28 protein-coding genes are annotated in these 26803 nt (G+C 44.5%); 18 read left to right on the plus strand and 10 right to left on the minus strand.

The window, feature by feature from the left end:
* Nucleotides 1-98: 98 nt before the first annotated feature.
* Genes WAO38_RS06170 through WAO38_RS06200 form a run of 7 tightly spaced genes read left to right on the plus strand, consistent with a single transcriptional unit; the run spans nucleotide 99 to nucleotide 5253 of the window.
* Entirely contained in the window at nucleotides 99-506 is a 408-nt protein-coding gene (locus WAO38_RS06170; protein ID WP_422235363.1) for a DUF1924 domain-containing protein, read from the plus strand.
* Nucleotides 507-554: 48 nt separating this feature from the next.
* Nucleotides 555-1091 (plus strand): diheme cytochrome c, encoded by a 537-nt coding sequence (locus WAO38_RS06175; protein ID WP_422235365.1) that lies wholly within the window; start codon nucleotides 555-557, stop codon nucleotides 1089-1091.
* A gap of 25 nt (nucleotides 1092-1116) precedes the next feature.
* Nucleotides 1117-2220, plus strand: coding sequence for a cytochrome b/b6 domain-containing protein (locus WAO38_RS06180; protein ID WP_422235367.1), 1104 nt, complete (start codon nucleotides 1117-1119; stop codon nucleotides 2218-2220).
* A 13-nt stretch (nucleotides 2221-2233) separates the two neighbouring features.
* Complete coding sequence (locus tag WAO38_RS06185) at nucleotides 2234-2620, plus strand: Spy/CpxP family protein refolding chaperone (protein WP_422235368.1); 387 nt, start codon at nucleotides 2234-2236, stop codon at nucleotides 2618-2620.
* Entirely contained in the window at nucleotides 2613-3287 is a 675-nt protein-coding gene (locus WAO38_RS06190) for a response regulator transcription factor (protein ID WP_422235370.1), read from the plus strand. Before WAO38_RS06185 ends, WAO38_RS06190 begins: the two co-directional genes overlap by 8 nt.
* Nucleotides 3287-4489, plus strand: a complete 1203-nt coding sequence (locus tag WAO38_RS06195; RefSeq protein ID WP_422235372.1) for an ArsS family sensor histidine kinase — start codon at nucleotides 3287-3289, stop codon at nucleotides 4487-4489. The genes WAO38_RS06190 and WAO38_RS06195 overlap by 1 nt, the downstream gene beginning before the upstream one ends.
* 50 nt (nucleotides 4490-4539) lie before the next feature.
* Nucleotides 4540-5253 carry a ZIP family metal transporter gene (locus tag WAO38_RS06200; RefSeq protein WP_422235374.1) on the plus strand — a complete coding sequence of 238 codons (714 nt, stop codon included), beginning with the start codon at nucleotides 4540-4542 and terminating at the stop codon, nucleotides 5251-5253.
* Between the two features lie 94 nt (nucleotides 5254-5347).
* Here the strand turns inward: WAO38_RS06200 and WAO38_RS06205 are convergent, their stop codons facing one another.
* The 4 genes from WAO38_RS06205 to cobA all read right to left on the minus strand — a co-directional run bounded on the left by WAO38_RS06205 (nucleotide 5348) and on the right by cobA (nucleotide 11016).
* Nucleotides 5348-6214: a CheR family methyltransferase gene (locus WAO38_RS06205; protein WP_422235376.1), complete on the minus strand. Its 867-nt coding sequence runs from the start codon at nucleotides 6212-6214 to the stop codon at nucleotides 5348-5350.
* Nucleotides 6215-6340: 126 nt separating this feature from the next.
* Complete coding sequence (locus WAO38_RS06210; RefSeq protein ID WP_422235378.1) at nucleotides 6341-8365, minus strand: molybdopterin oxidoreductase family protein; 2025 nt, start codon at nucleotides 8363-8365, stop codon at nucleotides 6341-6343.
* Nucleotides 8355-10262 (minus strand): nitrite/sulfite reductase, encoded by a 1908-nt coding sequence (locus tag WAO38_RS06215; protein ID WP_422235379.1) that lies wholly within the window; start codon nucleotides 10260-10262, stop codon nucleotides 8355-8357. Before WAO38_RS06215 ends, WAO38_RS06210 begins: the two co-directional genes overlap by 11 nt.
* Nucleotides 10240-11016, minus strand: coding sequence for a uroporphyrinogen-III C-methyltransferase (gene cobA, locus WAO38_RS06220; protein ID WP_422235381.1), 777 nt, complete (start codon nucleotides 11014-11016; stop codon nucleotides 10240-10242). The genes WAO38_RS06215 and cobA overlap by 23 nt, the downstream gene beginning before the upstream one ends.
* Nucleotides 11017-11137: 121 nt before the next feature.
* On the opposite strand from cobA, the gene WAO38_RS06225 reads away from it, so the two are divergent.
* Nucleotides 11138-11728, plus strand: coding sequence for a precorrin-2 dehydrogenase/sirohydrochlorin ferrochelatase family protein (locus WAO38_RS06225; protein WP_422235383.1), 591 nt, complete (start codon nucleotides 11138-11140; stop codon nucleotides 11726-11728).
* A gap of 17 nt (nucleotides 11729-11745) precedes the next feature.
* On the opposite strand, the gene WAO38_RS06230 is transcribed toward WAO38_RS06225, so the two are convergent.
* Nucleotides 11746-13368 carry an EAL domain-containing protein gene (locus tag WAO38_RS06230; protein WP_422235385.1) on the minus strand — a complete coding sequence of 541 codons (1623 nt, stop codon included), beginning with the start codon at nucleotides 13366-13368 and terminating at the stop codon, nucleotides 11746-11748.
* 375 nt (nucleotides 13369-13743) lie between these two features.
* On the opposite strand from WAO38_RS06230, the gene WAO38_RS06235 reads away from it, so the two are divergent.
* Together WAO38_RS06235 and WAO38_RS06240 are read left to right on the plus strand one after the other, a co-directional pair.
* Complete coding sequence (locus WAO38_RS06235; protein WP_422235386.1) at nucleotides 13744-15030, plus strand: hypothetical protein; 1287 nt, start codon at nucleotides 13744-13746, stop codon at nucleotides 15028-15030.
* A gap of 315 nt (nucleotides 15031-15345) precedes the next feature.
* Nucleotides 15346-16545, plus strand: coding sequence for an OprD family outer membrane porin (locus WAO38_RS06240; RefSeq protein WP_422235388.1), 1200 nt, complete (start codon nucleotides 15346-15348; stop codon nucleotides 16543-16545).
* A 42-nt stretch (nucleotides 16546-16587) separates the two neighbouring features.
* Here the strand turns inward: WAO38_RS06240 and WAO38_RS06245 are convergent, their stop codons facing one another.
* The 3 genes from WAO38_RS06245 to pedF are packed head-to-tail and all read right to left on the minus strand — an operon-like array spanning nucleotide 16588 to nucleotide 18640.
* Nucleotides 16588-17346: a thiosulfate oxidation carrier protein SoxY gene (locus WAO38_RS06245; RefSeq protein WP_422235390.1), complete on the minus strand. Its 759-nt coding sequence runs from the start codon at nucleotides 17344-17346 to the stop codon at nucleotides 16588-16590.
* Between the two features lie 10 nt (nucleotides 17347-17356).
* Entirely contained in the window at nucleotides 17357-18223 is an 867-nt protein-coding gene (locus WAO38_RS06250; RefSeq protein WP_422235392.1) for a substrate-binding periplasmic protein, read from the minus strand.
* A 3-nt stretch (nucleotides 18224-18226) separates the two neighbouring features.
* Nucleotides 18227-18640, minus strand: a complete 414-nt coding sequence (pedF, locus tag WAO38_RS06255; RefSeq protein ID WP_422235394.1) for a cytochrome c-550 PedF — start codon at nucleotides 18638-18640, stop codon at nucleotides 18227-18229.
* Between the two features lie 150 nt (nucleotides 18641-18790).
* On the opposite strand from pedF, the gene WAO38_RS06260 reads away from it, so the two are divergent.
* Genes WAO38_RS06260 through WAO38_RS06275 form a run of 4 tightly spaced genes read left to right on the plus strand, consistent with a single transcriptional unit; the run spans nucleotide 18791 to nucleotide 21606 of the window.
* Complete coding sequence (locus WAO38_RS06260; RefSeq protein ID WP_422235396.1) at nucleotides 18791-19759, plus strand: ABC transporter substrate-binding protein; 969 nt, start codon at nucleotides 18791-18793, stop codon at nucleotides 19757-19759.
* Nucleotides 19760-19764: 5 nt separating this feature from the next.
* Nucleotides 19765-20505, plus strand: coding sequence for an ABC transporter permease (locus tag WAO38_RS06265; protein ID WP_422235398.1), 741 nt, complete (start codon nucleotides 19765-19767; stop codon nucleotides 20503-20505).
* Between the two features lies 1 nt (nucleotide 20506).
* On the plus strand, nucleotides 20507-21211 hold the full coding sequence (locus WAO38_RS06270) for an ABC transporter ATP-binding protein (protein WP_422235400.1): 705 nt from the start codon (nucleotides 20507-20509) through the stop codon (nucleotides 21209-21211).
* Nucleotides 21208-21606: a DUF411 domain-containing protein gene (locus WAO38_RS06275; protein WP_422235402.1), complete on the plus strand. Its 399-nt coding sequence runs from the start codon at nucleotides 21208-21210 to the stop codon at nucleotides 21604-21606. Before WAO38_RS06270 ends, WAO38_RS06275 begins: the two co-directional genes overlap by 4 nt.
* Here the strand turns inward: WAO38_RS06275 and WAO38_RS06280 are convergent.
* Nucleotides 21603-22067, minus strand: a complete 465-nt coding sequence (locus tag WAO38_RS06280) for a hypothetical protein (protein ID WP_422235404.1) — start codon at nucleotides 22065-22067, stop codon at nucleotides 21603-21605. The genes WAO38_RS06275 and WAO38_RS06280 overlap by 4 nt on opposite strands.
* Nucleotides 22055-23215, minus strand: a complete 1161-nt coding sequence (locus tag WAO38_RS06285) for an ABC transporter substrate-binding protein (RefSeq protein ID WP_422235405.1) — start codon at nucleotides 23213-23215, stop codon at nucleotides 22055-22057. The genes WAO38_RS06280 and WAO38_RS06285 overlap by 13 nt, the downstream gene beginning before the upstream one ends.
* Before the next feature lie 120 nt (nucleotides 23216-23335).
* Between WAO38_RS06285 and WAO38_RS06290 the strand changes: the two genes are divergently transcribed.
* The 4 genes from WAO38_RS06290 to WAO38_RS06305 form a co-directional block, all read left to right on the plus strand.
* A complete protein-coding gene (locus tag WAO38_RS06290; RefSeq protein WP_422235407.1) occupies nucleotides 23336-24298 on the plus strand; it encodes a PQQ-dependent catabolism-associated beta-propeller protein in 963 nt (320 codons plus the stop codon).
* A gap of 1 nt (nucleotide 24299) precedes the next feature.
* A complete protein-coding gene (locus WAO38_RS06295) occupies nucleotides 24300-25037 on the plus strand; it encodes an ATP-binding cassette domain-containing protein (RefSeq protein WP_422235409.1) in 738 nt (245 codons plus the stop codon).
* The gene (locus WAO38_RS06300) at nucleotides 25030-25815 is read left to right on the plus strand and encodes an ABC transporter permease (RefSeq protein ID WP_422235410.1); all 786 of its coding nucleotides are present in this window, start codon (nucleotides 25030-25032) and stop codon (nucleotides 25813-25815) included. Before WAO38_RS06295 ends, WAO38_RS06300 begins: the two co-directional genes overlap by 8 nt.
* A 102-nt stretch (nucleotides 25816-25917) precedes the next feature.
* On the plus strand, nucleotides 25918-26803 hold an 886-nt coding region (locus WAO38_RS06305; protein WP_422235411.1), incomplete at its 3' end, for a PQQ-binding-like beta-propeller repeat protein.

A 26803-nucleotide genomic window follows, 5' to 3' on the forward strand; every position in this document is an offset into this window, starting at 1 on the left:
AAACCGGATCTAATTGTCAATAAAGTGTCAAGAGAGTAGACGGAACATATTGACACCTTTCTCCTAAACTTTGACTATCAAAAAACAGGAGGCAGGTTATGAAATACCTCGCAATCGTATTTATGTTCTCGATGTCGCTTATGGGGGCATCGACCGAAGTGGTTCAATATATGAACGAACTCTCAACGGCAGCAAAAGCAGAGAATCGCGCTTTCACCGGATTTGACGCGGCACGGGGCAAAGAGATATTTACTTCAACGCACACGGGAAAACAAGGCAAACCGATGGCATGTACCAGCTGTCATACACTGAACTTGTCTAATCCGGGTAAAAATTCTTTGACCGGAAAAGTCATCGATCCCTTGTCGCCGCGAGCCAATCCGCAGCGTTTAACCAGTGTTAAAGAGGTTACCAAATGGCTTCGACGCAACTTTATGGATGTCTACGCGCGTGAGGGAACCGCTCAGGAAAAAGGGGATGTACTCGCGTACATCATGAAAAACTAGTCTACTCTGCAAGATGAATAGATTATACATTAACATTAAGGACACACAATGAAAACCCTATTGAACCTATCCGTAGCCGCTCTTATCCTGGCCGGAGGAGCCTATCTGTATGCTGATGATGATTTTGAAGAGGGGGAACACCACTCTTCTTCCGTAGTGGCAAAACCGATGAGTAAACAAGAGAAAGCTACCGTCGCTCTTTATACCAAAGAGTGCGGATCGTGCCATTTCGCCTATCAGCCTGAGTTTTTGCCTAAACGTTCATGGGATAAGACGATGAATACGCTGGAGAACCATTTCGGTACCAACGCAACACTTGATCCAGCTGATCATAAAACGATACAAGGCTATTTGTCAACGCACGCAGCCAAATACGACCGTATGACCGGAATGGGGGGAGAAATCGCAATGCGCATATCCGAAACACCCAATTTCAAACGTGAACACCGTGAAATACCTAAAAAAATGGTAACCCAGGCAGAAGTCAAAAGTTTTGCCAACTGTGCGGCATGTCATACGAAAGCCGCCAGCGGAAGCTATCGAGAGCGTGAAATCCGTATTCCAAATTACGGCAGTTGGGAATAAAGAGTAAAAACCAAAGGAGATCATAATGAAACGGGTATATGTCTGGACACTTCCAACACGATTATTCCACTGGCTGTTTGTTTCGCTGATAGTCGGTGCATGGATCGCCTCCTTGGAAGATCGTTGGCTTTCACTGCATGCGGCGATCGGCAGTGCTCTTGGCGTATTGCTGGTATTTCGGGTCATATGGGGAATCATGGGACCGAAATATTCCCGTTTCAGTGACTTCAATCTGCGGCTGGATGCATTGAAAGAGTATCTTCTGACTCTCTTTAATCCCTCCCGTCACTATGCCGGTCATAATCCTGCCGCCAGTTATGTGATGATCGCGATGCTATCCACCGTGGCACTTGCCATCATTACGGGAGTGCTGGCTTACGGTATTCAGGAAAATAGAGGCTTGTTGGCATTTATGCATACAGGGCTCTTTGCTGAGATGGATTGGTTCGGCGAAATACACGAGTTTTTTGTCAACCTTTTATGGGTGTTGATCGCGGCGCATGTCATGGGAGTCCTGAGTGACAGACTCTTGCATAAATCGGATCGTACCCTCAACTCGATGATCGACGGGCACAAAAATGTTGACGGCGAGAGTGCTGTTTTGACAGGAACGCAAAAAATGGTTGCACTCATAGGGATCGGCGGCACGATAGCGCTGCTCATCTATACGCTCTATGTACCGAGCAACCCGCTCACGGCCGGACACAATGAGAAGATCGATTACGCAAAAGCCAATCCGGCTTTTGTAAACGAGTGCGGTTCATGCCATACCCTCTATCCTCCGACCCTTTTACCGAGAGAATCGTGGACAAAAATGATGGGAGATCTATCGAACCATTTCGGAGACGATGCTTCGCTTGATCCTGCCGATCATACTACGATTTTAGCGTATCTGCTTGCGCACTCGGCAGAAAGTTCATCACAGGAAATGTCGGTAAAAATGATGCAATCTCTGGAAAATCGCGATATGATAGCAATTACCCAAACACCGTTTTGGAAACGGACCCACAGGGATATCCCGGATGAGGTCTTCAAACGTGATGCGATCAAAAGCCGTGCCAATTGCAAAGCATGCCATAGCGATGTAGAGCAGGGGATTATCGAAGACAACGCGATAAAAGCGATATGAGAAAGGGCGAAGTATGAGCTGGATTCAAATTATCATAGTGTCACTGTGCCTCACGACGGCAAATCCCGTCTATGCAGATGACGATGTCCGCAGTTTTCCTATGGACCTGCATGATCTGGGCTTGACCCACCAGCAGCATAAATCGGTAGAAGCGGCGATGAAAGAGTATCAGCATGCCTATCGCCGCCATCACCGCCAAAGTGAAAAGACACAGGATGAATTGAACAGTCTGTTTCTCAGCCCGACGTTTGATACGGAAACATTCCGTACCAAGAATCTGGAGATGGAACGTACTTCGATCGAAATCCGGACACGGCTGTTTGAGCGCCTCCATACGATCTTGACCCCGGAACAAAAGCGACGGTTTATCCGCCATATCAAGGAGTGGGAAGTTGAGTAGAAAAGTCCTTTTGATCGAAGACGATCTTCCCCTTCAAGAATTGATCGTCTCGTTTTTGGAACCGTACGGATTTGAGGCTGTCGGATATGCCGATCCTCAAAAAGCGTTGGATGCCCTGCTGGTGAGAAAAGAGCCTTTTGATATCGTGGTCCTCGATCTGATGCTTCCGGGGATGGACGGATTTGATGTCGCTAAAATGATCAAACGACAAATGGACATACCGATTATCATCTCTTCGGCTCGTACCGATCTCGGAAACAAGATCTACGGGTACGATCTGGGGGCGGATGACTATCTGGACAAGCCGTATGAACCCCGTGAGCTTGTTCTACGTCTGGAAGCCGTGTTACGCCGTTATGGACATAAGAATGAGATAATCGTCTCCGACTTTACGATTGACGAAGCAAATAAATCCGTCCAGATGGACGGCTACCCGATCGATCTGACACGGATTGAATTCGATATCTTTCTCCTTTTGATCAAAAACCGGGGCAAAAATCTTTCACGTGACCAGATCATCGGTTCTTTAGGGCTGGATGAGGAGACCAAACACCGGACGATCGATATGCATATCAGTAATATCCGTTTAAAAATCGGAGATGATGCCAAAGAGCAGCGTTATATCAAATCGGTGTGGGGCATCGGCTATAAATTTGTGGGGGAATGATGTCTATTTTTACTAAAATAAGCCTCTTATTTACGATCAGTCTGACCCTTATGATCGGGATCGGGTATCAAATCGATACGATCAATACCCAAAAATATGAATCGCTGATACTCCAAAAATATGTCGTCGACGGCCGAAAGATTTTTTCGTGGATGGCAACCTCCTCAGCCGACGAACTGCAGAATAAACTTTCCAAATTAAACCTTGTGACCATAGCGCCGTCTTCCCCCAAACGGATCATTATGCGTCAACCCCATACCTTCGGTGTTTTCGAGATATTTGAAGCGGATAGCGGAGAGTATGTGATGCATGTTCGCTACATCGATGACGATATCTATCTGCGCGATACGTCCTTGCAGGATTCACAAAAAGAGGGGTGGATACTGAATCTTTTGGTGATTGCGGATATGGTTGTTTTGGCGGTTATCTTTATGATCATCTTACGGATGCTGTCGCCGCTGAAATCGATAACGGCCAGTATGCGTCAATTCGCAACCGGAGAGTACCGCAATCGCAGTGATGTAGATTCGCACGATGAAATAGGGGAAGTCGCACATACCTACAATGAGATGGCGCAAACGATAGAAAATCTGATCCTTTCGCGTCAAGAACTGCTGCGGGATATCGGGCATGAACTGCGTACCCCTATAGCGCGGGGACTGTTTGCATTGGAACAGATGGAAGATTCGAAAACCAAAGAGACGCTCAAACACTCCTATGACGAACTCGACCGGCTGACACGCGAGCTGTTGGAGATCGAAAAGCTTCAGGCAACCGATGTCATTCAATCCGAGAATTTTACGGCCGAAACCTTGGTATTGGAAGCACTCAGCAAACTTTGTCTCGTGAATGAATCGGATATAACCATCGATATACAAACCAATCTGCCGCTGCGAGGGGATTTGCAGTATCTTTCTCTGGCATTGAAAAATCTTCTGGATAATGCACTCAAATACGCCGATCAACTGCCGATCATATGTGAAGTCAATGCACACGGGATCAGTGTACTCAATCACGGAAAGCCGTTGGAAAAAGAATATACCCATTTCCTGACCCCCTTTACACGCCAAGAGAGCTCCCGCACGACACAGGGGTTTGGGCTTGGACTTAATATCGTCACAAAAATTGTTGAGAAACACGGTTTTTACCTGACGTATGACTACGAGAATGGATTTCACCGTTTTACGATCGTCGTGGATTAAAATACTGACATTAAAATCTGAGTAAAAAAATTATTATAGGATAGATTGATATGACACCCTTTATCGCTATGTTTATTCCCGCTATCGTTGCCTCCCTCGGAGGTCTTTTGGCCGTTGTCTGGAGCCCTTCGCACCAGGCACGCAGTTTGATTCAGCATTTTGCTGCCGGAGTTGTATTGGCGGCATTAGCGGTTGAAGTATTGCCCGAACTCGGACGGGAACACGCCCCGGGATGGGTACTGATCGGTTCTTTCACGATCGGCGGTGTGTTGATGTATCTGATGAAACTGTGGAGTATGCATCTTGAGGAACAGCAGAGTCATTCGGGGGGTGAATCGTTCAACTACGGATTAATCGCCGCGACGTTTATCGATGTTGCGGTGGATGGTTTCATCATCGGTGCCGGATTTGCCACGGGGGGAAATACCGGGCTGATATTAGCGCTGGGGCTGTCGGTTGAATTGCTCTTTCTCGGGTTGTCTCTGGTCTCCAATACGATCAAAGGATGGCGCGTTGTCATCATGACGGTTGCTTTGGCCGGTGTGGTATTAACCTGTACTCTCTTGGGGAACTATCTTTTGTCCGGGGCATCGACCAGTATTATCAGTGCTATCTTGGCATTCGGTGTCGCGGCTCTTTTGTATCTGGTTACCGATGAACTTTTAGTGGAAGCCCATACGATCGAAGAAAAGCCCTCATCAACCCTCTGGTTATTCGCCGGATTCTTGGTGTTCTGGAGTATTCAGTTGATGAGCGGCGAATAGCATTCGGATAACTAATTCTATCAGGAAACAGCGCATGGAAAGCGTGCCGTGCTGAAAGCCCTTATAGACGGTTTTGATGTTTTTATTCCCAAAATCAGATGATTTTTCCGTAAACTTTATACAGGTAATTCAGGGGCGTAAAGTAATCAACGCTCTTGTGTGCTGATTCAAAGTGACTTAATAAGAGGATTCCGTGTGGATTCAGTGCTTGGTGATAAAGCGAGAATGTCTCTTTTTGGTCGACAGGCAAAAGATAATTCAGCAGGTTACGAGTGTTGATGAGATCTTGATTCATGAGCGGGGGATCTTGGAGAAGATCATGTCTAGAAAAGAGAACCTGCTGACGCAGAGACGGTACGACATGGTACCCGTCTTTATCCAGGGTGAAATATTCTTCTATTAAAGCATTATCCAGCTCTTGGAGAGAATCTTTGGAATAAACACCCGCACGTGCTTTGATCAGGGAACCGTCATCCGTATCGGTCGCATAAATAGAAATATCAATATTTTTTTTAAGCCGTTTACACATTTCAGAGGCCAGAATAGCCAAAGAATAGGCTTCTTCTCCGGTAGAACAGGCTAAACACCAGATTCGTAATTCGCTCTGCTCAGGGTTTTTCTCCAATGACTGGATCAGGATGTCTTCGAGAGCGTTTAATGCCTCTTTGTCTCGGTAAAAATCGCCGGCTCCAATCAAAATTTCTTGATGCAGCAGATGGGCTTCCTCCGGATGTTCTAAAAGATATTCGGCATATTGCAGCGGTGTATCAAGGTGTAGTGCCACCATCCTTTTTTTAAGTCTTCGGGCAATCGTCTCATCTTTATAATTGCATAAATTATAATGAATCTGAGACCGGAAGATCGTCCGTATGGTTTTGAGAGGCTCGATCGCCGCAGGTTTTTGCGATGCTTTCAGACTCTCCGAGCTTGAACCAATGCCGACATATGTATGTTTTTTCATGCTAATCCAAATTACGTTGTTACGTTTTTTATCTACATATATCTTTATGCTCATAATATAACAAGTAAGTTTTATTATGTCAATGAAAAAGGCAAATAAGTATAAAATGATTTTTAAATGAGTATTTTATGCTTTTGCCTTTACCGTCACCCGTGAAGATTTGAGTGCACTTTGGAAAGAGAACGGATCGTTACGGACCGGGACAAGGATATTGACCGGGGCCGATGGGTATCCGAACGGGACAAATACATGTCCATCTGCCAGCCGCCCGAATCGTACTCTGAACTCTAAAGATCCCAGAGCATTGGTGATCACAGCCACATCGTTTTCCTGTATTCCCAGTGCAAATGCTTCCGAAGCATTCATCAGCAGATAGGGCATTTCTTCTTCTTTGAGCAGTTCCGCGACGTATCCGGTTCGGGTCATCGTGTGCCACTGTTTTTTCGTTCTGCCGGTTATCAAAATAAATGTATCTGAATCGGGTGTGTCGGCTGCGGAGACAATGGGGTGGAATTGTGCTTTGCCGCTGTGTGTGGCAAAGTGCTCATCCGCATAGAGGCGTTCGCCTCCCCATTGATAGGAGAGCGATTCGTACTCCTGAGTACTTTGATCGCACAAGCGAGCTTCTGTGAGCGCTTTGTACTCATTATAGATTGCTTCCGTATTGGTGTACTCAAAACCTTCAAATCCGAGTTTCTGCGCTACGCCGCAAATAATATCGCTGTCGCATTTGGCTTCTTCCGGACCGGATTTGAAAGGGCGGACACGTTTGATAAAACGTTCGGAGTTGGTCATGCTCCCCTCTTTTTCTCCCCAGGAGAGTGTCGGAAGGACGAGATTGGCCAAAGAGGCTGTTTGACTCATCGTACAATCTTGCACAACCATAAAAAGACTCGGATGTTTAAGGGCATGTTCGGTTTTTTGGAGATCGGGCAGGGTGAGGAGCGGATTGGTACACGCGACCCATAACAATTGAATTTGCTGATCCATGATGGCATCGATAGCGTCGGTGATAGTCATTCCGACGGTAGAATCGATCGAGCCTTTTTCCAGGTTCCACTGCTTTTCACACATTTCTCTATCGGGGAGATTGCGTACATCACGGTAGCCGGGGAGGGCATTGGAGAGATATCCTGCCTCTCGTCCGCCCATGGCATTGGGTTGACCGGTAAGTGAGAGGGGTGATCCTTTAGCCGCATTCAGCCGTCCCGTCGCTAAAAAGAGGTTGATAAATCCGAGATTGCGCATGACACCGTCAACAGCCTGATTAAGCCCCTGACACCATAATCCGAGAATTTTTTTGGAAGACGCAAACTGTTCGATCAGATATTCGCCATCCTCCAGCGTGATCCCGCAGGATTTGAGTGCATCGGCAAAAGGGACGGAGAGAGCCTCGGCGAGGCTCAATTCAAAACCCTCAGTAGCGCGATCGATAAAAGCGAGGTCGCATTTCCCGCGGCGGTAGAGCTCTCCCATGAGGGCATTGTAAAGCATCGTATCGCTTCCGCTGGAGAGCCCGATCCATCGATCGCTCTTTTCCGCCGTTTCGGTATAAATCGGATCAATTACGATGATCTGCGTATCCGGATGGGATTTTTTCCGTGCGAGAATTCGGCGGAAGATGATCGGATGTGCCCACGCGGGATTGGAGCCGCTGATGATGATGACCTCCGCATCGTCGATATCGCTATAGCTGGATACCGGACCGTCACTGCCAAACGCCATTTTGTGGGCAACGACGGCACTCGCCATGCATAGGCGGGAGTTGGCATCGACGTTATTGGTCCCGAGATAGCCTTTGATGAGTTTCGTAAAAAGGTAGCTCTCTTCACTCAGGAGCTGACCGGAGAGGTAGAAATAGAGGGCTTCTTTCGGAAGTTCGGAAATTTTTTGAGCAAGAATCGTGATCGCTTCATCCCACGATATTTCCTGAAAAGGTTTCGTTTTATCTAGGCGGTACAGCGGGGCATTCAAACGATTGGTATCAAGAGCTTTTGCCATCTGAATCGGTTTAAAACACAAATCTCCACGGGTGGAAGGATTGGTTTTATCCCCTTTGACTTTGTAGCCGTTTTCGCTGCGTTCAACACTTAATGCGCATCCAGTCCCGCAAAATGGGCATCCGGTAGATGTAATATTATTAAATATCATTTTGAATTTTCTCAATATCACTGACGATTTCCGTAAAGACCTGATACCGATTCATCGGATTGGGATGGACCATTTTTTCGATGATGGATTTATAGGGGAGATAACGGCCTTCCAATGATTTGGACTCAAACCCAAACGGTTTTTTGCCTTCTAGCAACGGTTCGTCGACATCATAAGCGCGCGTTCCGGTGATCGTATGCACCATCATCAATCCAAAGGTATAGAGTTCATCGGACTCTTTGTGATTTCCTCCGTGGGATTTGAGATTAAAATGCAGGTGCGTATCCAGCTCTTGCAGATTCATCAAACGGTTCCATCGCATCAAAAAAGCGATCGCATAGTTGCTGTAACGGGTCTGGAGGCGTTGGATAAAATTTTCCAGACTCTCTTTCGGAAGTTTTAGATCACGGTATTCGCACATCAATTCGGCAACGTATTCTTTTGCCTCTTCGAGGACGACCCCTTTGAGCAGGAGATGAGCTTCTCCCCCTTCGCCGCTGAGCGTTCCGCCGATGAAAATATCGACACCCAGAACCGTCTTGCCGTTTCTCGGGACTTTGCACCCGACAAATCCCAGATCTCCGGCTCCGTGAACACCGCATCCTTTGACACAGGCTGACCAGTAGAGGCGTATTTTGCCATCTTCCATCGGAACGGTCTGTGCAAGGTATTCGCTCATACTGATCGCATCGGGTTTACCGGGAATGACTCCAAAAGGGCAATGTTCGCTCCCTGCACAGGCGATGAGATTGGCCATATAGGGGGAAGGACGGTTCGGATATTTGATAAACAGCGGTGAACGCAGTGCACTCTCTTCATCATGAACCCCGGTAATGATCAGGTTTTGCTCAATCGTAAGACGGATTTCTCCGTTTTGTGATTGGGCGATTTCTGCCGCGTGGCGAAGATCGGTTCCGCTGAAAACACCGGAAGGAACTGCGGAATAAAGGGCGAATGAACCGTTGTTGAGGGATATCTTTCCATAATGATCACCCCCTTCCAATGCCGTTAAAGACTCTCCCGCCGTCGCCATTGTCTGCCCCAGCTGCTCTTCGATCGCTTTTCTGAACTCATCCATTCCCACCGCTTCGATGAGGAATTTGAGACGGTTTTTATTACGGTTGTCCCGGAAGCCGTAGGTTTTAAAAAGGGTTGCGACCGCTTCGAAGACTTTGACCGCTTCAGTGGGCAAAACAAACATATTTGCATTGTGAGCCAACGATCCGACACGGCCTCCCAGATAGAGATTAAACCCGTATATTCCGTCTTTTTGTGCAAGAGAGAGGGCAAAGTCCTGACCGAAAATATTACACCGGTTGGAGAGTGAGCCGTTGATGCCGATGTTGAATTTACGGGGAAGGGTGGTGATCCAGTCGGGATTTTTTAAAAAGATCGATTGGATCTCCTCCATAATGTTTCGGCAGGAGATAATGTTGTCCATAGCCAAGCCATCGAGCGGATCGATGAGGATATTGCGGAAATTATCGACCCCGGTTTGATAGCCGGTGAGTCCGACATCTTCCAGGCGCTTGTAGACTTCGGGCATATCTTCGATCCGCAGATAGCGGAGTTCGATTTGCTGGCGGGTCGTGAGGTCGATATAGTCCTGTCCGAATGTCGTTGCCGTATAAGCAACCGCCATAGCCTGTTCGACGCTTAAAGAGCCTCCTGCAATGCGGACACGGAGCATAAAGCGCTCCGGCGTGGCAGGTCGGTCGAAAATCCCGAAACTTTTGAGGACAAAATCTTTATCGTCATCGCTGATCGAAGCGTAGCCGTTTTTCGAATACCCTATCAGGCGGTCCCATGCTTCGGCGGCATCGAAGGTATCTTTGATCGATTCGGTTTTGTGGCGCTTGGCAGAGCGTGCTTCATTAGCCTGCATTAGCGATGTCATACGAAACCTCCTTTTCCTCATAGCGGTATTTCGGGAGTACCTGAGAGAGATTGACCACTTCCCCGAAGACCAAGATCGCCGGTTTGGGTGCCCCTTTGGCGGTAGCGGCGAGATCACGGAGGGTCGTGACGATGGAACTTTGGATCGCTGTGGTGGCATTGGAGACAATGGCGACCGGAAGAGCGGGATCAATTCCCTGATCCAATGCTTCTTTGACGATCTGGCGTATACGGCTGAGACCCATCAGTACGACTGTCGTATGATCACTCACTCCGAGCATCGGAATCCATGAGAGGTTGACGCGGTCTCCGGACAAGTGTGCCGACACGATCGAGACTCCCGTACTGACTCCGCGGGCCGTCGGAGCGATTCCCACAGAGAGCGGACCTGAGAGTGCCGAGGATATACCGGGGATCACTTCGGTTTCAATCCCGTTGGATGAGGCATAGATCGCTTCTTCTGTTCCCCGTCCGAAAATATAGGGGTCGCCGCATTTGAGTCGGCCTACCGTGTAGCCTTGATGGGCGTATTCGGTAATCATTGCATTGATCGTTTCTTGCGGAAAGCTGTGTTTCCCTTTCTCTTTTCCGACAAATACTACTTTGGTGGTATCTGGAATAAGGGCAATGATCTCATCGGTAAGGAGATGGTCGATTAAAGCAACATCAAGTTTTTCGATGGTTTTTAATGCTTTGAGCGTTAGCAAGTCGGCATCGCCTGGACCGCAACCGATCAAATAAAGTTTGCCGTTCATAGGGTTTCCTTTTATTAGGACTTTTTTGTCTTCAAAAATAATAGTGTAAAATATCGATAAGTAAAACAAATTTATGATTATTTTTTAATCAATCTGACGGTTAAACTAAAAAGGACAGCCTATGGCACTATTTCCAATGTTCGTTGATCTCAAAAACAAAGAGTGTCTTGTCGTCGGAGCGGGGGAAGTTGCCCTCAGAAAGATCGAACAGCTGGTCAAGTTCAATCCGTCCTTAACGGTGATAGCGCCAGAGATACATGATGAGATTCGTCTGCTCTCTCAGGAGTACACTATTACCCTTATCGAACGTCCTTACGTCATCGAAGATTTAGCAGGACGTTATCTGGTGATCGGGGCGCTGGATGATTTATCGGAGCAGGAAAAAATCTATACAATCTGTATGGAACAGCGTATTCCCGTCAATTGTGTCGATTCTCCCGCATTGTGCAGTTTTATTTTTCCGGCTTTGATCGTGGAAGGGGATCTCTGTGTCGGGATCAATACCTCAGGACGTGCACCGGCCGTGAGCTCGGCTCTGCGTCAGTATTTGACATCGATGATCCCTCAGGGGATCGGAGGACTGATCGATCATGTACATTCTATTCGACAAAACGAACCTGTCGGCAAAGAGCGTCAGGAGAAGATCATAGGAGTGTGCCGAGAGTTTTTCGGGCGTATTCCCATTCACAAAAAAGAGCAGGATCATAGCTGATTTCAGAGAGACACTCCTTATGGTATAGAAGGCTTCGGCTCTCCGAAATAGTATCCTTGCAAGTGGTTGAGAGGAAGGTGTTTGAGGTAATTATGAACATCTTCATTATGGACGAACTCCGCGACCGTTTCGATCCCCAGCTGCGATGCAAAATCAATAATGGTCTTGGTAATGATCTGGGACGTCGTATTGGTATTGATGTCGCGGATAATGGAACCGTCAATTTTAATAAAATCAATGTCGAGTTTCGTAATATAGGCAAAGTTGGAATATCCGGCACCGAAATCATCGATGGCAATCTTGGCACCGTATTTTTTGACTTCGGTAATAAAAGCATTGATCGTTTCGTAGTTGCGAATACCCTCTGATTCGAGTATTTCAAAGATGATACGGTTTCCGTATGGACAACATTTGATCTTGTTGAGGATATAGGCATTCATAAAACCGTCCTGAATATCTTCAATCGAGAGGTTGATCGAACATTGAAGATTCTGATGATGCTGCATCTCATCAAATACTTTATCAATCATAATGGTCGTAATCTGATGGTAGAGTTTTACTTTTTTTGAGATTTCTAAAAAGTGAAACGGGGAGATGATGGTTCCGTCTTCTTCGATGATACGCACCAGTGCTTCGTATTTTTCGATTTTAAGCGTTTTGGCATTGACGATGGGCTGGAAAAAGGGGACAATCCGGTTGTCATCGATAGCGTTTCGTAACCGTTTGATCCACAAAAGATTGTTTTCATAATCCTCTTTGATGTGGAGAGACTCATCATAAAAAAGAAAATTTTTTCGGGTTTGTTTTGCCAGCTTTAACGCCATATCCGCATGGAGTATGATCTCTTTTTTGGGTACGTTTAGATTAGATGATGATCCTGCGATGCCGACGGTGATATTGAGGCTGATCTCCTGGTCCAATATCTGAAATGTCGTATTGCTGACGGAATGAGACAATCCGAAAATAAAACTTTCAATCTCATCTTTTGTATGCGAACCTTTGATCAGGATGGCATATTCATCGGAAGGGAGTTTGTAAATGATAGATTGCCCGAACGATTGAGCATAATTGCCCAGCTGTCTCCCCAGTGAGAGGAGAAGCTGATCCCCGATTTCATGACCGTAAAAGGTATTGACCTCTTTAAAGCTGTCAATATTGAGCAGTATGATCGTAAAGTGGGATTGAATGTCATTGATATCACTCAGAAGCTTTGTCCGGTTCGGGAGATTGGTGAGTGTATCGTATTTGGCTTCCATCAGCTCTTTGTTCAGCTGATGCAGCGCTGTCATGTCTCGGATACTGATGAGAATACTGCGAATGTTATTGTTTTCATCATAAAGAGCTTGAACATTTTTGGAAATGTGGACGATGGAACCGTCTTTGCGTTTGAAAATGGTTTCCTGATCATTGCAGTGTCCATTGGCTTCGACACTTCTCATGCAGGTAGCCAGAATCTTTAAATCTCCGAGATGATCGGTAATTGAGGTTCGATAGAGTTCATCCGCAGAATATCCAAGCAGTCGGCAGAAGGAAGGGTTGACATACTGAATGAACTGATTGGTATCTATCGTAAATATGCCATCAGGAGAATGATCTAGAATTTCTTGCAGGCTTATACTCTCTAATGGATTTACTGACATTAAAAATCCTTATATGTTGTTCTCTTTAAAGCATCATAGGACGTATACGTTTAAATAATACTAAAGGATTTGTATTCGAGGGTGAATTTGGTCTTTTTTTATAAAAACATACCCTTGATCAGTAGATCTTAGTAAAAAATAGATCTCATTCATTGCCGAGACCATTTTTCAGATAATTTCCATATCTGTTTCAAAATCATGCTAAATCACTATGGATTTATTTTTGCACAACATGGCTATTTTCAGGCTATTTTCAAGCTATTTCACCGCTATTTACATTATATATACTTATCGGAAGATTTCAAATTATATAAATAATATCTATATAAATTAGTATTGTTTTTATAATCAAAATCGATAACATAAGGAGATGATATGAAAAAAGCAGTCGTAATGAGTCTTGCAGCGGCAGTATTGCTAGGAACAAGTGCATTTGCAATCGATAATGTAAAAGTAAGCGGTGACGCTAAGCTTTATTATTATACGGATGATAAAAATCCAAGTGATCTTTTTAGTCAAGCATCAAGTTCAGCAGATACTGCTCTTCGTCTCGGTGTAACCGGAGATCTTGCCAAACATTTCTCTTTCGGTATCACTGGATATGCGATCAGTACGCTCGGTCTTGAAAACAATCTTGTAAGCAATACCTGGTCAAGTGCGCACACGGCTACTAACCCGGGTGCCGGTAATGATGTTTCTGATGAAGCATGGATCGGTGAACTATGGATTGCCGCAACGTATGGCAATACAACGTTTAAAGCAGGGCGTATGCTGCTCGATTCACCGCTTTCATTTAGTGAAACGTGGTCGGTTGCACCCAATAGCTATGAAGCTTTTGTTCTTATCAACCAGGATATTCCTGATACGACTTTGGTCGCTGTATATGCCGGACACAGTAACGGTGTCAATGCTGTCGGCTACACTGACGGTCCTGGCGGTGCTGCCGATAACACTTCGGGTCTTGGACTTGACGGTATTGTAGGTGCGGGAGGAAAATTCGGTACCCATGGTGCGCAGGGTGCGAATGTAGCGGGTATCATCAACAACTCGTACAAACCGTTGACAGCACAGGCCTGGTACTACAATGTTGTTGATGCCGCAGATGCTTTCTGGTTACAGGGAGACGTGAATTGCGAATTGCTTAAAGGTCTGAAATTGGGTGCTCAATATACTGAAATCAGTCCAAAAGGTGAATATGAAGGTGTTCATGATTCCAAAGGATATGCATTCAAAGTCGGATATGAAGGTATCGAAAACCTCAAAGTATCTGCTGCCTATTCTGATGTAGACAAAGACAGTGTATTTAAAGTTGCCAACCTTGCTACTAACAATACGGTTGCTTCCCAATCAAAATTGTATACGGAAGCATTTTGGAATTATGGCTATGTCGGTGCACCGAATGCACAGACTGTAAACGTGAGTGCTGAATACAATATGGATATCGCTAAATTCGGCGCTTATTATACTAATGTAAACAATGGATTCGTCGATACCCTTGCAACGCCGCGCGTCGGAGTTGATATGCAAGAGATCGCATTGTCAGCATCGAAGTCTTTTGGAGCATTGGACACGACTTTGGCATACGTATCTACGGACGCGGATGACCAGAATAACGGTTCACAATCCAATTCAATCCAAGTATATTTGACACTTAATTTCTAAGAATCGATATGCAAGACTCATCCCTTCGGGGATGAACCCTCCTTTTTAAAAAAGTTTTGAACCTATGTGAAGTTTCGTCGACGTCAATAAGGTAATGATGAAAAGAAGGGGAGAAAGACGTACATGTACCTGAGGATGCAAATTCTTTCGGGTATACCGTCTCTCTTCAATCTACAAAAAAAATCCTCATAACCATCTATCACCTCCAGAACAAGAGTCAAATCCCCCTTTTGTTTTTTTCATGCAAGAGCTATTTTAGAGCTATTTACATTCTATATACTTATTCCCAAACAAAGATACGATTGGAAGATTTACATGAAAAAAACAGTTGCGTTGAGTTTATCTGCGGTAGCGGTATTAAATGCATCCAGTATTGATGAAGCATTTATACAAGAGAAAATAAGCGGTGAAATCCGTACCGCATACATCAGCCAAAATAATGAAATAGAGAGTGATACCTACGCAAGCGCAGTCGGAGGTATCGTGAAGTATGAAACAGATACCTGGAATGGCATCAAGCTCGGAGTCGGTGGATATATATCCCGGAAACTCAATTTTGCAACCGGTAATTTCAGTGATGAGAAAACAAATCCGGATTTTTTCGGAGAACAGACTCGCTCCTATGCTTATATCGGAGAGGGATATCTCCATTACGGTACCGAAGATTTGGAGTTTCGTATCGGCCGTCAGTTGATTGATACTCCGTTCGCCGATACCGATGACATCCGTATGCATCCGAACAGTTTTGAAGCGGCGATGGCAACCTATAAAGGGATAGATGAGACAACCATTCATGGAGGATACATCACGCGATGGGCGGGGTACGATTCCGGGAACGATATTTCAAAATTCAAAAAAATGGTTCCGGGAAGCAACGGTGCCGCCGTTGCCGGTATAACGAACGAAAGTATTGAGAATCTTGCATTGCAAGGATGGTATTACGGCATAGACAAGCTCTCTGATATTTTCTACACGGATGCAACGTATACCATCGAGTTCAACGAAAAGGACGGATTAGAGATCATTGGTCAGTTGAGCCGATTTAATGAAAAAAGCAGCAGTGGTGCAGAGGGGAATGTTTACGGCATCGGTACGAATCTGAGTATCGGTATGCTGACATTCGGCGCAGCATACAACAAAGCATCCAGCAGTGCGGGAAAGCAGATAACAAGCGGCTTTGGTAACGGGCCGTATGTGGTAGATACGGAAGAGGTGAATCTAGATGATTTTGAAGATGTCAGTGCTTATCAATTCAATGCGGAAGCGGATCTGGAAGATGCAGGTATACAAGGGGTAACCCTGAATGCCGGTTATTCTCACTTTACGAGTACTCCGGGAAATATGAAGGTGGAAGAGATTGATCTCATCGCTATGTATAAGATAACGGAAGCGCTTCATGCCGAAGTAAACTATGTGATTGTAAATGATCAAAACAATAATCTGGGAAATGACGGCATTAGCGAGTATGACGGCGGATATAACCGGTTTCTCGTTCGTTTAAATTATAACTTCTAAGACGATATGGAAGGATCTGAGTAAGGGTGCCCGAACAGCCCCTTATTCCGCATGGAGTTTCGTTAATATGCGGTACTCATTGGCATCCGTATCTTCCAGATCGATCGAGTAGGTGCCGTCTCCGGCTGAGGTTTGGAGTAATAATGTCGGGTTTTGACTGATGGCTGAGGTCAGTTCCATACTGCCGATCAGCTCTTGTTTGTAGTAAAGGTCAAGATGCTTGATATAAAATGCGGTGGTTCCAAACATCAAACCGGTTTCCATCGGGTGAAAAATAGAAAAATTGATAAAATAAGTATCCTTAACCCGTGTCACGCTGCTTTTATGCTTACCCTGCAGAAGTGCAAATTTTTTACTCTCTTCCGGCGTGTTCGGTGTTGCGCATCCTCCTCCGGAACTTTTGATATTGGCGCTCCCTACGTGCCATAGTCCATTTGCATCTTCTACGAGCACTCGAACAGGGGTTTCCTGTGCAACACGGATATTAAAAGAAAAAATGGGGTCGAGTTTTAATAATTTAACATCCATAATTTCCGGTATGTAATTGAGATCGGCGAAGACGATCATCCGTTTTGCCTCTTTGATTTTCGAAGCATCGATCGATACCGGTACCTGGGATGGATTGTCCGCAAATTTTGGGACGCTTATCGTAATATTGGTGTCATCATAACTATAGGTTGCGCCATGAAGTGTATTGTGGATAAGATCATCAAATGTGGGGGAATAAATCGGATTTTTTGCTTCCAGGGTGATCCCTAGCAGAAGAATAGTGAGTGCGCATTTGCACAGGATAGAATGCATCTATTGTCCTTTAAGGTCCGTAAGAGACCGGTTTGGTATACATTACGTGATATTGATCAAATATTGTCTGCAGGGTGTTGGCTTGATATAGTTTTGTAATGACGCCATCGATATGATTGCTTAACTCACGGTAGTCCGTCCGAACAGCGATACCTAAATCCCATATGGATTTGATACCCAGCACTTCCTTGGTCATATAATATTTGTCTTGATTGTTTTTGTAATCAAGTAAAAACTCAAGCTGTGACTGCAGTCCGGAAATAGCATCGATTTTACCGTCTTTAAAATCTTGGACGGCATCGCCGTATTTCGCGTAGCGTTTAACATTTTTACGCAGCAGACCTCGGTTGAGCATTGAGAGATGTTTGTCCGGAAGGGTGTCGAGCTCTACACCGATTGTATGATAGGCAAAAATACCCATCGTATTAATCGACGGTATCGTCTCTTTGTGCGTCACGATAACCCATTTTTCCGCATGATAGGGTGATTTGATAACCACCATATCGGTTCGGAGTCCACCGGTTGTGGCATCTGTTTCTCGCATATAATCATAGTCATAGGGAACTCTGAGCATAACATCTGCGCGGTTCTTATGGATTATATTACCTTTCCATATCAAATTTCTAAGATCATCATCGAGATTTTCATCTGAGTTTGTAAAGTACCATTTGGGCTTGACATTGAGGGACTCGGCAATAGCCTTGCCGATTTCAATATCAATCCCTTTGGCCTCACCATTCTCCATGTAAGAGTAGGGTGCAAAATCATTATAGACAGCAATGATGATTTCTCCGCTCGCCTGAATATCCTCAATACTCCTGGCATAGGAGCAAAGAGGAAGAAGCAGGAACGCGATGATGAGCGTTAGAAGTTTCATGGATTAATGGTCGACTTTGACTGAAAATAAGTAAGAACGGATTGCCCACATACCTTCTTGGTTGATAATACCTTCGAATTTAGGCATGTAAACGTTACCGTTACGTACAGCTCCGCCGCGGATTCTCTCCATAAACCATTGGTCCCCTTCTAAGCCCGGATCAAGAAAACGAAGATCGGGTGCAACACCGCCGGATACAGCATCCAATCCATGACAACGGGCACAGTTTTCGGCATAGGCATGTTTACCGATTTCAATAGCCGTTTCATTTCCGACATAGGGATTCGTTTCCAACCATTTTTCTCCTATCGGCGCCAAACCTTTAGTGTCTACCGGTTGAGGGGTTACGTTTCCGTGACTAAATACTAGTGTTGTTGATAGCAATGCCATCAATCCAAGTGTATGCAATTTCTTCATACTCAACTCCTTTTTTCTTTTGATGTGGAAATTATAGGATATGAAAATAGCCTGATAATAGCGCTTTAAAAGAAATTTTTACCGCTATATTCAAGCTATATTTCTGTACTAGAATACAGGTACTTCGAATTAAAATGTGGAGAACTATTTATGAAAATCTTTCTATCGCTCTTATTTTTACTTACATTAATATACGGAAATAACAAGCAGCTCAAAGTGGGCGTTCTCGCATACGGAACGGTCAATTGGGAATTGATGATTATCAAATCACGCGGACTCGATACGAAATACGGATTTGATCTTGAAATTAAAGAACTCGCTTCTAAAAATGGGGTCGCCGTTGCGTTTCAAGCGGACAGTGTTGATGTCATCGTGAATGACTGGGTCTGGGTCAATCGTCAAAATTTCCCTAAGCCCTCTTTATTTTTCTACCCTTATTCCAAAGTATCCGGCGGAATTTACACCAATAATCCCCGCTACCGCACCCTTAATGACCTAAAAGGTAAAAAATTGGGTGTTGCCGGAGGTCCGATGGATAAAAGCTGGTTATTCTTAAAGGCGTATGCGGCACAAAAACTCGGAATCGATTTGCAAGACAGCACGGAGATCGTCTTTGCCGCTCCTCCGATTTTAAATGCCAAATTACAAGACGGCAGTTTGGATGCCGTGCTCAATTATTGGCACTATAATGCACGTTTGCAAGATCAGGGGATGACCCCGGTGTTATCCGTTCCGGAGATTTTAGGCAGCCTCGGTATTTCCAACCAAGAAGTCCCGCTAATCGGATGGGTATTTAAACGTTCCTATGCGGTAGAAAATAAAAACGTGATCAACCGTTTTTTAAAAGCGTCACAGGAAGCCAATACGATACTTAAGCAAGACGACAAAGCATGGGATTATTTACGGCCATCCATGCATGTCAACGATGATGCAACGTTTGAAGCCCTAAAAAAAGGGTACCGTGCGGGAATTCCTAAAAAGTTTACCCAAGATGAAATGAAAGAGATTGAAAAAATCTATACCCTTTTGGAAAAAACCGGCGGCAAAGAGCTGGTCGGCAATGCTACACGTCTGGATAGAACCATGTTTTGGCCTTATGATTATGATGCTTCGCGGTAAAACAGATGTCTAATTCTATGTATCTGCGTATCGGATCGATGGTCTTGCTGGTTCTGTTATGGCAGGCAACAGCAATTTTGGCCGATTCTCCTGTTTTTCCCTCACCGATGAATGTTTTTAGTAGTCTGATAGAGCATATCTCAAGCGGAGAACTGCTCCATCATCTGGGTGTTACCCTTTATCGCGTATCGATGATTTTTCTTTTTGCCATGCCTATCGGTATCGCGTTTGGTCTGCTGATGGGGAACTTTAAAAAAATCGATGCGGCTTTGGATACCTTCTTGATCCTCGGTCTGAATATGCCGGCATTGGTCGTTATCATGCTCTGCTATATTTGGCTGGGATTAAGCGATGTTGCAGCGATTTTGGCCGTTGTTATCAATAAGGTCCCGATGGTAATCGTCAATATCAGAGAAGGGGTCAAGGCGATTGACAAAAAACTTCTGGAGGTTGCCTGCGTTTACAAGGTATCACGCTACCGATTGCTCTCAACCTTTTACATTCCGCAGCTTTATCCGTATATCATTGCAAGTGCCCGAAACGGCCTTTCCTTGATCTGGAAAATTGTTCTGGTGGTAGAACTTTTGGGGAGAAGCGACGGTATCGGATTTCAGCTCTCCATGTTTTTTCAGTTTTTTGATATCACATCGATTCTTGCCTATTCGTTCTCATTTATCATTATCATCATACTCATCGAAAATTTTATTTTCCGACCGATTGACGACCGGATAGCGAAATGGAGATAAGATGCTGAATATCGATATTCATAGTAAAAAATACGCGGATAGAGAGCTTCTCCAAGATATATGTTTCACTCTTGAACCGGGGACTTTTCTCTCTATCGTCGGCCCTTCCGGATGCGGAAAAACGAGCCTGCTAAAGCTGATTGCATCGTTAGATGATGATTTTGAAGGTTCCATCGAGATGGACAGTGATTCCATCGGAATGATGTTTCAAGAACCCCGGCTATTGCCGTGGCTTACCGTCAGAGAAAATATCTCCGTGATAGACAAAATCGGTGATCCCGAAGAGATAGAGAATCTTTTACAGATGGTGGGGCTGAAGCATACGCTGGAAATGTACCCTAAAAATCTCTCCGGCGGTATGGCAAGACGTGTCTCTCTTGTGAGGGCATTTATCAACAGACCGAGACTCATTTTATTGGATGAACCGTTTGTCTCACTGGACAAACCTACGGCACGAGCGCTCCAAAATGATCTTATGCTCTTTTGCAAAAGTTTCAATCCGACTGTGATTTTGGTCACACACGATCTGGATGAAGCCATCGCACTCTCGCAGAAAATACTTTTTTTAGGCGGTCAAGTGACCGAAGAAATCATGACGCATCACAATCCTACAAACGGATTTGAGACTCTTGATCCCATGCAGGTTCAATCGATAAAAGAGAATATCCTATCCCGTCATCCCCATATCTTAGAAGGAAAATTATGAAAAAAACAGCCCTGATTCTTTTGATGCTTTCATTAGCAGATGCAGAAGATCTTAAACTACAGATTTACAAGCCGTTAACCGGTTCATGCCCCGCATCGTGGATGACGGAGATGGAAATGACGATAGCGAAACCGGAAATAGTCTCGCTTACCGACGTTAAAAGTCTAAAACACAGTATCGGTATTCCAAGAGAGCTCTATTCTTGCAATACTTCCGTTCTCGGCGATTATGTATTTGAAGGAAATGTCCCTCCTGCCGTGATTAAAAAGTTTATGGCAGAGAAACCCGAAGGGGCTATCGGCCTGAGTCTTCCCGCCAGCCAAAATGAAGAAGCGGTCAAAAAAGTCTATATTATCTACGCCGACGGGACGTATAAGATTTACGAAACGTTCTAATTCAAGGCAGACGAGATGATATTCTCAATCATCTCATCAAGCTCTTTCGGATCAATCTTCTCACTGATGCGAGGATTTTTGAGAAAAGAGACCGTAATATCAGGACTCTTTTGTGTTTCAACAATCAGTATCCTGAATGGACAGTACAGCAGTACATCGACGCTCTTCTCCACCATTTTATACGTAGCCGAAGGTTTACAAAATCCTATTCCGACTCCCTTCACAATCAGGGGCTGGTGTTCCATACTTTTGGATACCCCTGACAAAGCTTTGGCGATATTGATTTCGTAGGCAATATTAAAGGCATTAACCTGGAGTTCATTGTTGATCCGCAATTGCACCTCTTCGAAAGAAGTGTCACTGACTCTGTAGGAGATGGAGTTTTCTGTCTCACTACGGAGACTCTCCGCACAGAGCATTCCGTTTAGGAAGAGGGCTAAAATCAAAATTATCTTTTGCATTTCATCTCGAATTTCGCGATTCCCAGCGTATCCAAATCTGTTACGGGATCCAGAAAGCCTACTTGCGGTGAGCTAGAGATAAGCGCCAGCGGCTGAACAAGAGCTATCGGCATTCTGAGCTGCCCGTTATAGCTTCGAAACGAGAGTGGCCGTCCCATGTACGCTGCCAGTTCAAATTCATTGGAGCGGATATAGGCAATATTGGTTTTGACATCGCTCGTATTCGTATGCATTAGGGAGGTTGCAATCGTTCGGACGGCTACCCAGGCCGCGAAATCTTCGGACTCCATATCACGCGCTGCAAATTTTTTAAAACGCTCCTGCATTTGTGCCGCACCCCATTGCTCGATGCTTTTATGCCACATGAGGGGAGTGAGTCCTTGCGTTCCGGCTACAGGGCGGGGAAGCCATGAATTAAAATAGACGAACTCCCCGAAATCGCCGAAATAATCTGCCGTGACGATGACATCATAGTCTCCGCCTTGGGTAAATACCGGTAATTCATCTTCGGCTTTTCGACGAATATCCGTGGCGTTATTCCAGATTTTTTCTTTAACAATCGTGGCATTGAATTTTTTTGCGGCTCTTCTGATGGCGATGGCTATATGTTTGTCTTTAACCGTTTTTCCCTGGAGCAAAAATATTTTTTTGAAATTTCTTTTGACGAGAAATTGCATTAATCCATCATAAAGCATGGCATCGCTTGGCATCGTGTGTAAAAGGTTAATGTTGCAGTAATACATACGAAGACTGGTATCGCTGAGTCCCGCATTGATTATCAGAACCTCTTTGATTTTCGGGTGTTTCATCAGTTTAAGAAAGAGAGGAAGCTTGACATTAACAATCACATAGTGTCCGCCGGCATCGACAAAACGCTCAAAAGCTTTTATCAGATCTTCCTCTTTATACGACACTTCCGTTGTCAAAGAGTAATGCTGATCCAGAAACTTTGCCGTTTTTTGAGTGTCTTCTACCGCTATCTTCGCCCCAGTCAATCCTAAATCATCCGGTTTTTCGATGATGTTTGAAAGTACAGGAGGACGCTGTACTTTTTGGTTCAAATAAAGGATGTTGACACGTAGCCCTGAAGCACTCAATGAAACGGTCCATATAAGTGTAAAAAGCAGTAACCGCAGTACAGTAGGCATGCTCTCTCCTGTGATAATGATATGCGCTTATTATAGAAAAAGTATATAGCGTGTATATAGCTATTTTCGAGCTATATTCCTTTTGTATAATTTTTACAACTCAGCGGTTTAGGGATTTGTATGAAAAAAATAGCACTTTTGGGAATTTTGTTTCTTAGTATCGGCGTTCAGGCAGACACGGTTTATGTGTCTAATGAGAAGGACAATACGGTTTCGGTCATAGACTCTAAAACCCAGAAAGTGACCGATACGATAAAGGTTGGGCAAAGACCGCGCGGCATCGTTCTCGATAAGTCTAAAACAAAACTTTTTGTCTGTGCCAGCGACGATGATACCGTACAGATTCTAGACCTTAAAAGCAAAAAAGTAGTCGCTAACCTCCCATCAGGTGAGGATCCGGAACAATTCGCACTTCACCCGAACGGGATAGAGCTGTATATTGCGAATGAGAATGATGCGATGGTAACCGTCGTAAATACAGTAAAAAAAAGTGTTGTGACACAGATTGAGGTCGGAATAGAACCGGAAGGGATGGCGGTAAGCCCCGATGGCAAATTGGCGATCACCACAACAGAGACCTCTAATTTTTTACACTGGATAGATACCAAAACCAAAAAAATAGTACATACGACTTTGGTGGATCAAAGACCGCGTTATATAGAGTTCAGTAAAAGCGGTGACAAAGTTTGGGCTTCTTCCGAGATCGGCGGTACGGTGATGGTCGTCGATACTGCGACGAAAAAAAGTATTGCCAAAATCAAGTTTGCTATTCCGGGTATTTTTAAAGATCAGATTCAGCCCGTCGGTATCCGTCTTACGCGTGATGGGAAATATGCGTTTGTTGCTCTCGGACCTGCCAATCATGTAGCTGTCATTGATGCGAAAACCTATAAAGTCATTACGTATCTTTTAGTCGGCAAACGTGTATGGCAGATGGCCTTTGCGGAGAATGAACATCAGCTCTATACGACCAATGGGATCAGCGGAGACGTTTCGGTGATTGATGTGAATGAACTGAAAGTTGTTAAAAGTATCAAAGTAGGCCGTTATCCCTGGGGAATAGCGGTTGTTCCGACAAACTAAGATGAAAAAATATATTTTAGAGCTTGAAGGCGTCTCCCACAAATATGACAAAGATATAGTACTCAACGATGTCTCATTTTCGATCGAAGAAGCCTCCTTTTTTGTCCTGCTAGGACTGAACGGCGCCGGTAAATCGACGATATTTTCGTTGTTGACCCGACTTTTAAACCTTCAGTCAGGTTCGATAAAAATCAATGGATACACCATACAAAACTATTCCCAAGCCCTCAGAGATATCGGTATCGTTTTTCAAGAACCCACCCTCGATCTGGATTTGACCGTCCGACAAAATCTTTACTATTACGGTGCGTTAAAAGGTTTGAGTTTTAAAGAGACGATTGCCTCGATCAAAGATGAGCTGACAGATCTTGAACTGGATGAAAAGCTGGACACCAAGGTTCAAAAACTCAACGGCGGGCACAGACGAAGGGTTGAAATCGTACGGGCACTTATCAACAAACCTAAGCTCCTTTTATTGGATGAAGCAACGGTCGGATTGGATTTAAAAAGCCGATTTGATATTCTGGACTATTTGCGCCGCAAAGTGGAACAAGGGGATGTTTCCGTTTTATGGATTACCCACTTATTTGATGAAGTTCAAGCAAACGACAGCCTCGCGATCATTCATAAAGGGCAAATACTGGGGACGGGTAAAGTTGAGACAATCATCGCAGAACATAACCAACCGGATTTGACCCAAACCTTCAAATATTTGACGAAGGAGAACCCTGATGCGTAAATATTTCTATTGTGCCAAAGGGATCATTTACAAAGAGCTATTACGCTTTTTAAAAGAGAAAAGCCGATTTTTTTCGGCACTGGTGCGACCATTATTGTGGCTCTTTATTTTTTCGGTCGGTTTCAAATCAGCACTGGGTTTGGCAATCATCCCGCCGTATGAGTCATATATCACCTATGAAACCTATATCGTCCCGGGTTTGGTGGGGATGATTTTGCTTTTTAACGGGATGCAAAGCTCTTTGACCATGATTATTGATAAAGAGATGGGCAGTATGAAAATATTACTCACCTCCTATATCAATAGAAATTTTCTCCTTTTTTGCAAAATGTTTGCGACGGCGATCGTCTCGACGATTCAAGCCATTACTTTTTTATTCGTAGCCTATCTATACGGTATAGAACTTACTTTGTCAGGTGTACTCCTTTCGATTCCGGTTATTTTATTCACCTCGATCATCCTCAACGCGTTCGCGCTTTTTATCTCTTCGGTCATCAAACAGCTGGAAAATTTCGCAGCAATCATGAACTTTGTAATCTTCCCCATGTTCTTTTTAAGCTCGGCACTTTATCCGTTATGGAAGATTAAAGACTCTTCGCTCTTTTTATTTAATGTTTCTTCGTGCAATCCTTTTACCTATATTGTCGAATCTATACGCTTTGCCCTCTATTTAAAGTTCGATCCGTTCACTTTTTTTATCCTTTTCATCTCTTTTATTATTGCCCTCAGCCTCGCATTTATCGGGTATAAATCCAAAAAAGTGTTGAAAAAAAGTTGAATTTTTCCACCGCTAAATTCAGGCTATTTTTCTTATGTATACTTTTGGGAATGACAAATTTAGACAAATTTGTTGCTAATCAAACTTTGAAGGAGAGATAGAATGAGACAGAGTAAAACGCTAACTACAAAGATAGCAGTAACACTTGCTGCTTTTCTTATAGGATGTGCTGCTCAGGGCACAGGTCTTGCAAAAGGCGGGGTAAAAGCTTCTTTTGCACCGGTAACGTATGATGATATTCTTAATGACGACAAAACTGTAGGCGATGTTGTAACGTATGGCATGGGCCAAAAAGGTCAACGTTATTCTACATTGAAACAAATCAACAAAAAAACCGTAAAAGATCTGGTACCTGCATGGAACTTTAGCTTCGGCGGTGAAAAAATGAGAGGTCAAGAGTCTCAACCGTTGGTGAAAGACGGTGTTATGTATGTAACAGGGTCTTACTCACGTCTATACGCTCTGGATATTGCAACAGGTCGAGAAATTTGGAATTATGAAGCAAAACTTCCGGATGCGATTTTACCGTGTTGTGACGTTATTAACCGTGGTGCGGCATTGATCGACAACCTGGTTATTTTCGGTACATTGGATGCTAAACTCGTAGCACTGGATCGTGAAACCGGTAAAGTGGTATGGAAAAAAACCATCGCTGACTACAAAGACGGCTATTCATTTACAGCAGCACCGCTTATCGTTAAAGGTCTTGTCGTAACTGGAGTTTCGGGCGGAGAATTCGGTATTGTCGGGAAAGTTGAAGCCCGTGACCCAAAAACCGGTGAGATTGTGTGGAGCAGACCAACGGTTGAGGGGCATATGGGTTACCTTAACGGTAAAGAAAATGGTATCAGCGGAACCTTAAACGCAACCTGGGAAGGCGATCAGTGGAAAAACGGCGGCGCGGCTCCATGGAACGGTGTAACGTATGATCCGGAAACAGATCTTATCTATGTACCGACCGGAAATCCTTCTCCATGGAATTCTCATG

This window comes from Sulfuricurvum sp., from assembly GCF_049277495.1.
Lineage (GTDB): Bacteria > Campylobacterota > Campylobacteria > Campylobacterales > Sulfurimonadaceae > Sulfuricurvum.